General features: G+C 33.9%; 11 protein-coding genes. 7 read left to right on the forward strand and 4 right to left on the reverse strand.

All coding sequences use genetic code 11. From position 1 onward, the window contains the following. Nucleotides 1–136 precede the first annotated feature (136 nt). The 7 genes from AC5LXV_RS09450 (at nt 137) to hxlB (ending at nt 6,048) form a co-directional block, all read left to right on the forward strand. A complete protein-coding gene (locus AC5LXV_RS09450) occupies nt 137–2,113 on the forward strand; it encodes a BglG family transcription antiterminator (protein ID WP_493444638.1) in 1,977 nt (658 codons plus the stop codon). Beyond that, complete coding sequence (locus AC5LXV_RS09455) at nt 2,103–2,558, forward strand: PTS sugar transporter subunit IIA (RefSeq protein ID WP_110433620.1); 456 nt, start codon at nt 2,103–2,105, stop codon at nt 2,556–2,558. The genes AC5LXV_RS09450 and AC5LXV_RS09455 overlap by 11 nt, the downstream gene beginning before the upstream one ends. A 29-nt stretch (nt 2,559–2,587) precedes the next feature. Then, nucleotides 2,588–3,925, forward strand: coding sequence for a PTS galactitol transporter subunit IIC (locus tag AC5LXV_RS09460; protein ID WP_493466260.1), 1,338 nt, complete (start codon nt 2,588–2,590; stop codon nt 3,923–3,925). A 14-nt stretch (nt 3,926–3,939) separates the two neighbouring features. Further along, on the forward strand, nt 3,940–4,224 hold the full coding sequence (locus tag AC5LXV_RS09465; protein WP_034883652.1) for a PTS sugar transporter subunit IIB: 285 nt from the start codon (nt 3,940–3,942) through the stop codon (nt 4,222–4,224). A gap of 95 nt (nt 4,225–4,319) precedes the next feature. After that, nucleotides 4,320–4,835 carry a YjbQ family protein gene (locus tag AC5LXV_RS09470; protein WP_110433618.1) on the forward strand — a complete coding sequence of 172 codons (516 nt, stop codon included), beginning with the start codon at nt 4,320–4,322 and terminating at the stop codon, nt 4,833–4,835. 15 nt (nt 4,836–4,850) lie between these two features. Continuing rightward, nucleotides 4,851–5,501 carry a ribulose-phosphate 3-epimerase gene (locus tag AC5LXV_RS09475; protein WP_493466261.1) on the forward strand — a complete coding sequence of 217 codons (651 nt, stop codon included), beginning with the start codon at nt 4,851–4,853 and terminating at the stop codon, nt 5,499–5,501. Between the two features lie 10 nt (nt 5,502–5,511). Beyond that, nucleotides 5,512–6,048 (forward strand): 6-phospho-3-hexuloisomerase, encoded by a 537-nt coding sequence (hxlB, locus tag AC5LXV_RS09480; protein WP_493466262.1) that lies wholly within the window; start codon nt 5,512–5,514, stop codon nt 6,046–6,048. A gap of 247 nt (nt 6,049–6,295) precedes the next feature. Here the strand turns inward: hxlB and mmuM are convergent, their stop codons facing one another. The 4 genes from mmuM to AC5LXV_RS09500 all read right to left on the reverse strand — a co-directional run bounded on the left by mmuM (nt 6,296) and on the right by AC5LXV_RS09500 (nt 12,202). Beyond that, nucleotides 6,296–7,234, reverse strand: a complete 939-nt coding sequence (gene mmuM / locus AC5LXV_RS09485) for a homocysteine S-methyltransferase (protein ID WP_493466263.1) — start codon at nt 7,232–7,234, stop codon at nt 6,296–6,298. Beyond that, entirely contained in the window at nt 7,234–8,625 is a 1,392-nt protein-coding gene (gene mmuP / locus AC5LXV_RS09490) for an S-methylmethionine permease (RefSeq protein ID WP_110433614.1), read from the reverse strand. The genes mmuM and mmuP overlap by 1 nt, the downstream gene beginning before the upstream one ends. A 574-nt stretch (nt 8,626–9,199) precedes the next feature. Next, complete coding sequence (locus tag AC5LXV_RS09495; protein WP_493466264.1) at nt 9,200–10,591, reverse strand: DUF945 family protein; 1,392 nt, start codon at nt 10,589–10,591, stop codon at nt 9,200–9,202. A gap of 87 nt (nt 10,592–10,678) precedes the next feature. Further along, nucleotides 10,679–12,202, reverse strand: a complete 1,524-nt coding sequence (locus AC5LXV_RS09500; RefSeq protein WP_493466265.1) for a DUF945 family protein — start codon at nt 12,200–12,202, stop codon at nt 10,679–10,681. Nucleotides 12,203–12,215: the final 13 nt, after the last annotated feature.

Genomic DNA, 12,215 nt, shown 5'->3' on the forward strand with positions numbered 1-12,215 from the left:
TCTACCAAGAAAAGGTCACATTTTTTTCCAGATTAATCTGGAAAAAAATGTAATCGTCTTATTTATTTAACTATTTATACTTTTAATCATTAAGTTATGAATTTATTGCAACAACAGATCTACAAGGAGTTGAGTAATGGAAAGACAGATCAAATTACTTAAACTGCTTTTTAGCCAATCGGAATTTAAACCAGCTGTTTTTTTTAGTTCAAAATTATCAATTTCAACTAAAACTGTCTATGACGATATTGCAAAATTAAATGAGCAGCTAACTACTGTCCCGAATACGGATATTCAAATTGAAAAGTTACCTCGTAAAGGAGTGATGCTAATAGGTGAAAAAAACGATATTGCACCGATTATTAGCTATTTAGAACAGCAAAATAGTCATAGTTATTTCAATAAAAAATCACGACGGTTAAGTCCTGAATACCGTCGCTTAGATATCATCAAACGCTGTTTGCTTAAAAGCGAAACATTATCACTTGAACAGTTATCCGATGACTATTTAGTCAGTAAAACATCGTTACACAAAGATATCGAATTTATTAATCGTACTCTTGAACAAGAAAATATCCTGTTAAATGTTACTCATAAGGGAATTTATATTGACGGTAATGAAAACCAAATTCAACGCGCGATTAAACACTTTTTATCTTTGTATATTCACAAACAAGATGATCATTATTTAAAGCAATTAATGAAATCTTTTATTGGCGATGACTCATATGAACAAATAACTCAATTATTATTAGACCGATTTGAATCGGTAGTTGCTCAATCTTCTGAACATTATTTATCTTCTTTACTGATTTCTATTGCCATACAACTTAAAAGATTGCGTTTAGGCTTTTCAATTCCTGAAGAAGATGATTTTTTATTTAATCATATCCGATATATGCAATCCTATTTGATTGCCTCGGAATTAGCTAAAACATTAGAAGCCAATTTTCAAGTAGGGTTTTCGACCAATGATATTAAATATCTGAGCAAATTATTTTTTGCTCATCGAATTATTGATGAAAACGCCATTGTTGATGATAGTTTTTATGAGGAAATTATTCGTAGGATCATCAAAAAAATAGGTGATATTGAGAGTGTCGATTTGTCGGCTGATAGCAAGTTGTTTCACTCATTATTGTCGCACTTTCCTGCAATGATAACTCGGTTACAAAAGCAGATTCGTATTATTAATCCACTCTTGGATGAAATAAAACAAGAATATTCAAAGTTATTTAGTGTGTTATGGTATGCACTTTCAGACTTAGAACGTAAATTTGATATTCATTTAAATGATCATGAAATCTCATTTTTATTGATTCATTTCCAAATAGCCTTAGATAAAGCCGCTAACGCCAATAACATTGTTATTATTTGCCAATATGGATGTTCATCATCAAATTTAGTCTTAAATAAAGTCCGCAAACTTTTACCATCTAAAGACAATATCGAAGTGTATTCTCTTGCGAAATTAAATCCGACAATGCTAAATAATGTTGATTTGATTATCACTACCCTAAATATTAACAATATCAATAAACCGATTGTCAAAATATCGTCACTATTAAATAAACAAGATTATCAAAATATTATTCAAGCTTATGCAAACTATGTGCTAAATAAACAATCCGATTTTTCAGATAAAGGTAATTATTACCCATCAACTGCCAAATTTATTAATGCCGATCTCATTAAATTAAATGTTGATATTCAGCATAAAAGTGACTGCCTTAATTTGCTGATAAGTAAGTTAGAAGATAAAGGTCTAGTCACTAAAAACTACCGTGACTCAGTTTTATATCGAGAAGAAATCGGTGATACTTCAATCGAAAACGGTATCGCTCTACCGCATGGCTCACCAATGTTTGTTATTAAATCGAGTATTTCAATTATGACCTTAAAACGACCAATAAAATGGGGCGTGATTGATGTCAGCATTATTATTATGGTTAGCCTTTCCGAAAACAATATCAATAGCATTAATGACGTTTTTACCGAAATTTATGAAATTGTTTCGAATAAACAAGCAATTTCATCCTTAAAAAATCTTACCAATTTCAAACAACTTAAACAATTTTTGGATAATCAAAGAGGAATCAAGAATGTACTTTGATCAACATTTATGCCTATTTAACATTGAGGCAAAAACCAAAGAAGAGATCTTAACCACAATGGCACAAATGTTATTGTCACATGGCATTGTTAAACAAGATTATTTAACCGGGATTTTAACAAGGGAACAACAATATCCAACCGGTTTATTAATTAATTCAATTGGTTTTGCAATTCCACACACCGATTCCACCAAAGTGAATCAATCACAAATTTGCTTTGCCTCGTTAAAGAATCCCGTCATTTTTTCAGGTATGACTGATGATAAAGAACAGATACCGGTCAAATTCATTTTCATGTTAGCAATGAAAGAGCCTCATGAACAAGTTGAGAATTTACAAAATTTAATCGGCTTATTTCAAAATGAGGAGCAAATAAAATTATTAGAACAGTGTCAATCAATTAACCAATTTATCTCTATTTTAAATAGCGCAGGCGTTAAATAGGCTAGATTATTTTTATCAAGGAGTTACAAATGGATAGTGTTATTAATATTTTTCAATGGCTAATAAATTTAGGTGGGGTAGTGTTTTTACCTATCATCATTTTTATTATCGCTCTGTTTTTTCGAGTTAGCGTTTCCAAAGCGATGATGTCAGGTATTACCGTCGGTATCGGTATTGTCGGTCTCGGTTTAGTTATTGGTTTATTATCTGATACGTTAGGTGTTGCCATCCAAAAAATGGGTGAACAATACGGAATGTCATTAAGTATCATGGATATTGGTTGTGGAGTAGGAGGGCCATTAGCATTCTCTACTACCTTAGGTTTATTACTGATTCCTGTTTCATTAATTATCAACTTTTTATTTATCTCACTTGGTTGGACTCGAACCTTAAATGTCGATATCTGGAACTTCTGGTTTGCTATCTTCCTCGGTTTAGTAGCATATTCAGTAACAGGTGAATATTGGGTGGGTATTATTGGTTGTATCACTGCGGTAATGTTGCAGTGGTTTTTAGCCGATCTATTACAAAAACCAATTAGTTCATTCTTTGGATATCCGGGTATTGCTGTTACTCACCTTATGGCGTTATCAGGAGCAATTGTCGCCATACCGTTAAATTGGCTATTTGATCGTATTCCTGGTTTAAATAAATTAAATGCCGATTCAGAAACCTTAACCAAACGATTTGGGATTTTCGGCGATACCGTGGTAATTGGTTTAATCATCGGTATTGTCGTTGGTATCTTAGCCAATTACGATGTTCCACAAATTGGTAAATTAGCGATTTCAACTGCGGCAATCATGAAAATTATGCCAAAAATGGTCGCAATGTTCATGGAAGGTTTACTGCCAGTTGCTGATGCTGCACGTGAATTTACCAGTAAAAAACTCAATGGTAAACAAGTTAACATCGGTATGGATGCGGCGTTAACCGTTGGTCATCCTGCGGTAATGGCAACTGCACTTATTATGGTGCCAGTATCACTATTATTAGCCTTAATTTTACCGGGCAACAAAGTGCTACCTTTTGGTGATTTAGCATTCTATGCCTTTGGCATCTGCTTAATGGTACCATTTTTCAAAGGGAATATTATCCGTTCAATTTTAGGTGGCACCATCTATTTGGTCGTCTGCTTATATATGTCAACGTGGCTTGCTCCAGTTATTACTGATGTATTCCATTTGGCTAATTACGATGTGGGTACTGCTGGGATTGTTACCGTAATCCTATGTGGATTATGGCCGGTAACCTTATTTGTACTGTTATTAACTCACCTTGGTTTTATTGGTTTAATTGGTTTGGCGCTGGTCATTCTTTGCTTGCTTATCTATATCAACAAAATCAAAAAAATTGAAATGTATTAAAAGGACATAATCATATGAAAAATTTACTTATCATGTGTGGCGCAGGGCATGCAACTTCAACTATCGCAGTAAGCAAAGTGAATAAATGGCTTAGTGATGAAAAATTAACAGATCAGGTAAAAATTTATCAATCTAAGATTGCTGATGAGCTTAACAAAATTGACTCTTATGACGTAGTGGTTAGTACCACTATTGTACCAGACTCAATTAAAGCTAAAGTGATCAATGGATTACCATTACTTACTGGTGTGGGTTTAAATGAATTTTTTGCTGAATTGAAAAAACGTTTAGCCCTCTAGTTAAAAAACATCATTAATTATTTATAAAATTGCCTCATTTACCTTAATGTATTTCACGATAGCGTAAATGAGGTAGTAATAAGGAATAAAGCGATATGAACATTATGCATCATGCTATCGAAATTAACACCGTGGCTGGCAGGCACTCTTATCATGACATTACCGATCAATTAAGACAATTTGTTAAACAGTCTAATATTCAGAATGGTCAATTAACTATCGCCACTACTCATACTACTTGCTCGTTATTTTTTGAAGAATGTATGCACGATACCAACTTTTTTGGTGATGAATTTCTGCAAGTGGATATCAACAACACATTAGAAAAAATTGCTCCACGGATGACCAGCGAAAATCAGTATAACTCTCCCGGTCCAAAACATGTGGAATTTGGTTTAAGTCTTAGTGACCCTAATTATCCCGCAGAAAAGTGGGTCATGTTAAATACCGATGCTCATATCAAATCATCACTGTTTGGCCATTTTTCAATCGTACTAATCATCAAAGATGGTCAGCCATTGTTAGGGCAGTTAGGACGAATTTATTTTGTCGATTGGGACGCACTACGTGAAAGAAAACGCAATGTTAATTTTATGCTGATGGGTTGTTAATCAAGGGGGATAATCATGATACTCTCTCCATCGCTATTCAATTCTGATCTCTATCAGATTAAAGAAACTCTTGAAAAGCTGCAAACGTTAGGTATTCGTCAACTACATATTGATGTAATGGATAATCATTATGTACCCAATCTAGGTTTTAATGCCAGCTTTGTTAAAAATCTAAAAACACATACCGATTTTATTTTAGATTGTCATCTAATGGTTGAAAGACCTGAGTTAGCCGTAGCTGATTTTATCGATGCTAAAGCTGATATTATTACCTTTCATTATGAAGCAACAGCTCATCATTCCTATATTATTAATAAAATCAAAAATAGTAATATTAAAGTCGGTATCGCCATCAATCCGTGTACACCAGTTGAAAATCTAAAACTGTTATTATCTCAGGTGGATCTGGTTTTAGTCATGACCGTCAATCCAGGCCAAAAAAATGAAAGTTTTTTACCTTTTACGCTACAAAAGATAGAACACTTAAAAAGTGCCAAACTAACTGGTAATTATCATTATGATATTCAAGTTGATGGCAATATTACTGATCAAAACATATCTTTATGTGTTACCGCTGGCGCCAATAGTATCGTATCGGGTGGCTTTATCTTTAACAACAATGCGCTTGAAAGCAATATCCAAAGTCTAAAAGCAGCAATCAAATAGGAACATCATAATGGATACTAAAGAGGTATTATCAAAAATATTGACTGAAATATCAGCACAAGTAAGCTCTATCAATGAGGAACAAATCAACCAATTTAAAAAAGCCATTATGACTGCAAAACATATTTTTTTAGCAGGAACAGGGCGCTCAGGGTTGATGATTAGTGCATTTGCTAATCGATTAATGCATTTGGGGTTGAATGTTAGCTTGATAACTGAAATTAGTAAGCCGAAAGCAAATTTAGGTGATTTATTAATTTTAGGATCGAATTCAGGTGAAACTCAAAGCTTAATTGCTTATGCCCATCAAGCAAAAGCGCTCGGTGTAAAAATAATATTATTTACCACTCATAGCAACTCTAGCTTAGCCAAATTAGCTGATAATATTGTGGCTATTCCGATAAAAGTGTTTGAACTAAATCAACCGATGGGCGGTACTTTTGAACAACTATCATTACTCATTTATGACAGCATTATTTACAGCCTAATGACCGAATTGCAACAGACGCCTGAATTAATGAAAAGTCGTCATGCTAATATCGAATAAAGAGCTAACTAGACTAATAAAGCTAAAATTAAATAAAACTTGTTATTGTCGTCCGGAGGCATGATAGGGCAGATGCCTATTTTATTAAATGGAAATTTTAGCAAGTCCTTTTGGCAGTAAAAAAATTGAGGAAAGAGGTTTTTAAGATTATAAATGTTATGAAAAAGCACCGTTATTTATCTCATTGATTTAAGTAACGGTGCTGATTTATTTGTCTATAGCTATAAATTTAAACTGTCGACTATGTTTAATTAATAGTTTTTAAATAGTGAGCAATTTGTGCAATATCATTTGGTGTAGTTTGGCAGCAGCCACCAATCAATTTTGCCCCTAACTTTATCCAAACTGGCAATTGATTATCAAAGGTACAATTATGTTGATGATCTTGGTGCCATTGTTTGGTGGTTGGGTCATACTGTTCGCCCGAATTGGGGTAAACGATTAATGGTTTAGAGGTTAACTTCTGTAGTTCGGTTAAAGCGAGGGTGACTTTTTCTAAGGCTATGCAATTAACGCCGATGCTAACAACTTGATCAATCTGATTCAAATAATCAATTACCTCAATAAGTGGCGTACCATCGCTAAGGTGATTAGCATCTTTTAGAGTGAACGAAAACCAAGCTGTCATCGTTGGAAATTGTTTTAACAATTTAGTTAACGCTTTTATTTCAACAAAGTTAGGTAGGGTTTCACAAGCTAGGATATCAACTTTTGCATCTATAAGTGCCTCAAGGCGAATTTGATGGAACTCGATAAATTCATCTTCACTCAATTGATAGTTGCCGGTGTATTCAGAGCCATCCGCCAAATAAGCACCATATGGGCCAATTGAACCAGCAATAATTAGTGGTTTATTACTGTCGATTTGTTCTAAATAGTCTTGTTTAGCTTGCTGGGCGAGCTCGACACTTTTTTTTATGAGTTTTATTGACTCGTCCTGTGCGATACCTTTTTGCGCAAACCCTAACGGCGTAGCTTGATAGCTGGCAGTGATTGCACAATCCGCGCCAGCATTAAAATAATCATAATGAACCTGGCGGATCAGTTCGGGTTGTTCTATTAATACTTTGGCTGACCATAAGCTGTCATTAAGGTCACAACCACGACGCTGTAGCTCACTAGCCAGAGCGCCGTCAATGATTATATATTTGTTTTGCTTTAATAATTGAGTTATTGGATTAGACATCAGCGATTTTCTCGTTGTTGATAGGCTCGGGTTGCATAATAGGCGATATAGCAGATCACCACAAATGGAATCCCGCAATAAAGGGCAATGCGTTGTTCTGGATCGAATGCTAAACCAATACAAGCTACTAAGCAAAGTAGGAAGCCTAAAATGGGTACTAATGGGTAAAATGGTGCTTTATATTTAAGCTCTTTTATCTCAGATGGTGATAGTTGTTTTCTGAAAAAGTAATGAGAAGCACAGATGCTTAACCAAACCGCAACTACTGCAAAGCCGGAAATCGCCGTTAAGCCTACAAACACCGTATTAGGTGCTTTGACACTGGAAATCAGTGCTAATAATCCACCAAACATACTAACGGCAATAGCATTAACTGGAATGCCTTTTTTATTTAATTTGCTAAAGTAGTTAGGTAAAGTACCTTGATTGGATAGTGACCATAACATCCGGCCAGAGGCGTATAATCCTGAGTTAGCGGCAGATAAGATGGCGGTTAAAATAACAAAATTCATAATATCTGCTGCATAAGGAATACCAATACTTTCAAACACTTCAACAAATGGACTTTTGCTAACGCCAGCTTGTTCCATCGGTAGTAGGGCAGCCAATACAAAAATAGTACCAACAAAAAAGATAATTAATCTTAAAATAGTAGTTTTAATCGCTAATGGAATGGTTTTTTCCGGATGATGTGTTTCACCAGCGGCAATACCGATTAGTTCAGTGCCCGAAAAAGCAAAGTTAACCGATACCATAGTCATTACAATTGGCGTAATACCATTCGGCAACCAACCATGTTCGGTAATATTGTGAAGAAACGGTGCCGGCATGGCGTTTTTCATCGGAATAATACCAAAAATTGCAGCACTACCTGCAATAATAAACACCAGTATAGTAATGACTTTGATGATCGAAAACCAAAACTCACTTTCAGCAAAAAACTGCGCGGTAATGATATTTAATAAGAAAATCACTATACAAAAGACTAAACACCAATGCCAGACGGAAACTTGTGGGAACCAGTATTGCATACACAATCCGGCAGCGGTAAAACTTGATCCTAATGCTACAGTCCAAGTTAACCAATATAGCCAAGCAACAGTGTAGCCAGTAGCTGGGTTAATAAATCGTGACGCATAGGTATGGAAAGCACCCGTTTCAGGCATAGCCACGGCCAGTTCACCCAAGCATAACATAACTAGATAAACGACTAATGCGCCAATTAAATAGGCAATAATAGCACCTATCGCACCCGCGGTGGCAATAATATAACCTGTGTTAAAAAAGAGACCAGTACCAATTACGCCACCTAAAGATAGCATAACTAAATGCCGCGTTTTCATGGAACGTTTGAATTGATTTTCATTACTAATAGAAGAATGTTTATTCATAAAGGTATATTTTTATTAAAGTAAAAGAATCAAAAATTCTATATAGATAGAATAATTATTAAAATAGCTTTATTTCGGTGATACTAGTTATTTATATTGTTAGCACGACATTTTTTTAAATGGATTAGTTACTGTGCTCTAACAATCATAATTGTAATAGATGCAACATTGTAATAGATACTACTGAGATAAGCGATCTTTTTGTGACTAATTAGCGATATTTAAAAAATGAAATTGCTCAATCGGTTAACGCAATGATATTGGTTTGATCCTTTGTCATTCATGGTAGTTTTTTCTTGGATTTAAGGTATTGTTTGTCACTTAAGCTGTTTTATCATTATTTATAGTAGAGGGATAATTTTTTTAAGACCAATTTAGTAAATTGGTAAGAAATATAGTTGAAATGTATCTAAATATTGAAAATAGTATATTTTTTTATCAATTATATTCAATAAGATGTCTTATTTTAGATAAGTTATAAACAAAAAATGAATGTTTATCTAATGAGGAAATAAGTTGTGGTAAAATAGGTATCCCACCAGAGGATTGGTGGGATGATTTTATAATAAAGAGATTAATGTACTAAATTATTCAGAAGTTCATCCGAGTTCATCTTTTTACCATTTATGGTAAATTGTCCACTGCCTTTTAAAAATTCCATTTCAGAGAATAGTCCATCAACTTCATCTTTTTTAAATATAAATAAAGGTGATTTATATAGTGTCATTTCAATAATATCCTGAACATTTTGAACTGCTGTTTTAAACTCTTCATCCGAGATGTTTTCATTTTCCGGGTTTACGAATTGAGCAATAAAACGACCTAAAACCTTGTAAGGTGCTTCAAGCTTAAAATTAAATTTATTGAGTTTACTGAGATTACTTCCCATGGTTAAGGCGGTTATTTGATTAAAATTTGAAACATCTATTAGTGCATTGAAATTAATATCTCCCTCACTATTGTGCCAATGTACTTTTTTAAAGTCTATTTTGGTATTAGGAGAGGTGTTATTATCAATTTTAGCTATTAACGGTTGTAATGCCGAGCGATGGGGTAAAAATGATTTATCAATTCCCTCAAAATTGAAATCTAAAGCACCATTACCCATTTCCTGGTTGCCGTAATTAAATGCGTCAACATTTAAATTAATCAAACCATCTAGTCCCTTACTATTTGCTTCAAGTTTGTAGTGCCAAGTTAAATTTTTGATAGTAATTTCCGGCGTATTGATATTGCTTTTAAAATTTAAATTAAAATCATCAAAGCTAGTTTGAGTATCTATATAGGCTTTTGGGTAATCAATATCATTAACGGATTTTAAATTGCTGATCAATAAGCTGTCGCCATCGTTTCTTTGATAATCAAATTTGCTTACTTTAATCGACATTGATGGTTTATCAAATTTGATGTTTCCCGAAAAGCGATAATCAATTGTACCAAGATCAAGTTTACCTTGTAAGATTTTATAAACTTGGTCAGTTTCAGCCAATGAAATTGGTTGAGTTAATAAGTTAAAGTCTAGGTTATCAAAATAAGATAAGCCTACATGACCTTTAATGAACGGTTGATTACCAACACGCTGCCACAAAGCCGGATTAAATTGTTCACTATTTTGATATTCAACCCATACTTGTTGTGGAGTTAACTTACCATCTTTTAATGCTGCTAGTGGGAAGGGGCCATGATGAATAATAATATCATCATCGTAAATTATGATTGGCTCAGACACTTCGTCATTGTTGATAGAGATTTTTATATGTGTTTTTGTTGAGAAAATCCCTTTTTCGTCATTATCATGCGTGATTTGTAATTCAAATAGATCTTGTGCACTATTCATTTGTTGGCACATGGTCTTTAAGCTGCTATCAAGTTCCTTTTCAATTACGTTCCCTGTGTGCCATGCAATACCAACATAACTTAAACCTAATATTGCCACAACACCCACTGCTAATTTCGATTTCTTCATTTTCACTCTCTTACTTTCCGTTTCTTTCTACAACCTATACGATTCCAATCAATTAAGTTATCACCTGAGCCAATTTATATTCCTGTTTTATTCAAACAGATCCAAAAGCTCATTTTTGTTATACATTTGTCCATTTATGTTGGCTTCGTTACTATCTTTAGATATTTCAATATCCATAAATAAACCTTGTTCTTCACCTCTACTTAACTTAAATAATGGTGAATCACCGAACATATGTTCTAACATTTCTTGGGTTTCTTCTTTCCATAACTCAACTTGCTCATCAACGAGATCATGATGGAGAGGATCCCAATATTGGGCAAAAATCCGGACAAGCACGTTTAACGGTGCACTAACATGTAATGTTAAATTATCAATGCTATCAAGAGGGTTGTCGTCTTCAGAAATTTGATCAAGATTAGTAATATCTAGTGATCCTTTAATATTGATATCACCACTCAAATTGTGCCAGCTGAAGTTATTTAGCTTAACTTTGCTTTCAATAGGTTGATTATAATGAGTTTCTACATCGACAAATTCCTCGCCAAATATTGCTTTATCTAAATCTTGATAATCAATATCTATCATGGCGTTCCCTAAGTTTTGTTGTCCATGATGAATTGAGTTTACACTACTGGTAAATGAGCCACTAAGAACTCGTGCATCACTTAAATTAACTTTTTGCTTGATTGAAAGACCTTTTAATTGGATAGCTGGTTGCCTATTACTTGATTGTGGAATTAAGGTAAAATTAGCCAAACTAATTTGCGTATCAACATCCTGATTGGCTGGATCAATCGTAACTTTAGTGATTAAATTATCAAGTATAAAAGTGTCGAGATCAGATTGATCAAAATCATACATATTATTAAAAAATTTATTTTTTTGATTGGTTCGTAATTTATCAAAAGTCAAAGCGAAATTAACGTGGTTTGATTGCTTTTCACCAGCAAGGGTGAAATGAAGATTGTTTAATGTCAAATATTCGCTCGCAAATTGGTGATGGTATTTATCTAAATCCAATTTTATTGACGGTGTTGATTGATCGCTTTTGCTAGTGAATGTTAAAGTCGAAGCTCCTAATTCTGCTTCTAGATCAGATAGAAAATGTGTTTCTCTGTTTTGTTTAACTTTAAATCCGTTAGTTAACCAATTAAGTGTTACATCACCATTATAACTTATACTCATATTACCCGTTATTAATGGTCGAGTGCCAATAACCTCAACCAAGTCAAATTTAGGGTCGGCAATTGGATATTCAATCCAAGCCATTTGTGGTGAAAAAATACCTTGCTTTAAGGCTGCTATCGGAAATGGACCGTGATAGATAGTGAAATCAGTGTCAATCAAGGGGAGCTTATCATTGATCATTTCGTCCTTAGGCAATAAGGTTATATTGATATGCGTTTGGGTTGAAAAAATATGCTTCTTATCATTAGAATGGGTGATTTGTACGTTAAACACGTTTTGCGAATTATTTATTTGCTCGGTAACTCGAGCTATTGTGTTATCAATTTCTTTTTCAATCACATTCCCAGTGTGCCATGCTATACCAAGGTAACTTATACCTAGTACAGCAATAATACCAATAATTGGAGTCGTCTTTTTCATGTTTATAATTTCT

It is taken from the genome of Gilliamella sp. LMG 34359, assembly GCF_984569085.1.

Bases quoted from the DNA above. Each gene is read 5' to 3' on its own strand.
- AC5LXV_RS09500 (WP_493466265.1), bottom strand. From the start codon at position 12,202: ATGAAAAAGACGACTCCAATTATTGGTATTATTGCTGTACTAGGTATA.
- AC5LXV_RS09470 (WP_110433618.1), top strand. From the start codon at position 4,320: ATGAACATTATGCATCATGCTATCGAAATTAACACCGTGGCTGGCAGG.
- hxlB (WP_493466262.1), top strand. From the start codon at position 5,512: ATGGATACTAAAGAGGTATTATCAAAAATATTGACTGAAATATCAGCA.
- mmuM (WP_493466263.1), bottom strand. From the start codon at position 7,234: ATGTCTAATCCAATAACTCAATTATTAAAGCAAAACAAATATATAATC.
- AC5LXV_RS09475 (WP_493466261.1), top strand. From the start codon at position 4,851: ATGATACTCTCTCCATCGCTATTCAATTCTGATCTCTATCAGATTAAA.
- AC5LXV_RS09465 (WP_034883652.1), top strand. From the start codon at position 3,940: ATGAAAAATTTACTTATCATGTGTGGCGCAGGGCATGCAACTTCAACT.
- AC5LXV_RS09455 (WP_110433620.1), top strand. From the start codon at position 2,103: ATGTACTTTGATCAACATTTATGCCTATTTAACATTGAGGCAAAAACC.
- mmuP (WP_110433614.1), bottom strand. From the start codon at position 8,625: ATGAATAAACATTCTTCTATTAGTAATGAAAATCAATTCAAACGTTCC.
- AC5LXV_RS09460 (WP_493466260.1), top strand. From the start codon at position 2,588: ATGGATAGTGTTATTAATATTTTTCAATGGCTAATAAATTTAGGTGGG.
- AC5LXV_RS09450 (WP_493444638.1), top strand. From the start codon at position 137: ATGGAAAGACAGATCAAATTACTTAAACTGCTTTTTAGCCAATCGGAA.
- AC5LXV_RS09495 (WP_493466264.1), bottom strand. From the start codon at position 10,591: ATGAAGAAATCGAAATTAGCAGTGGGTGTTGTGGCAATATTAGGTTTA.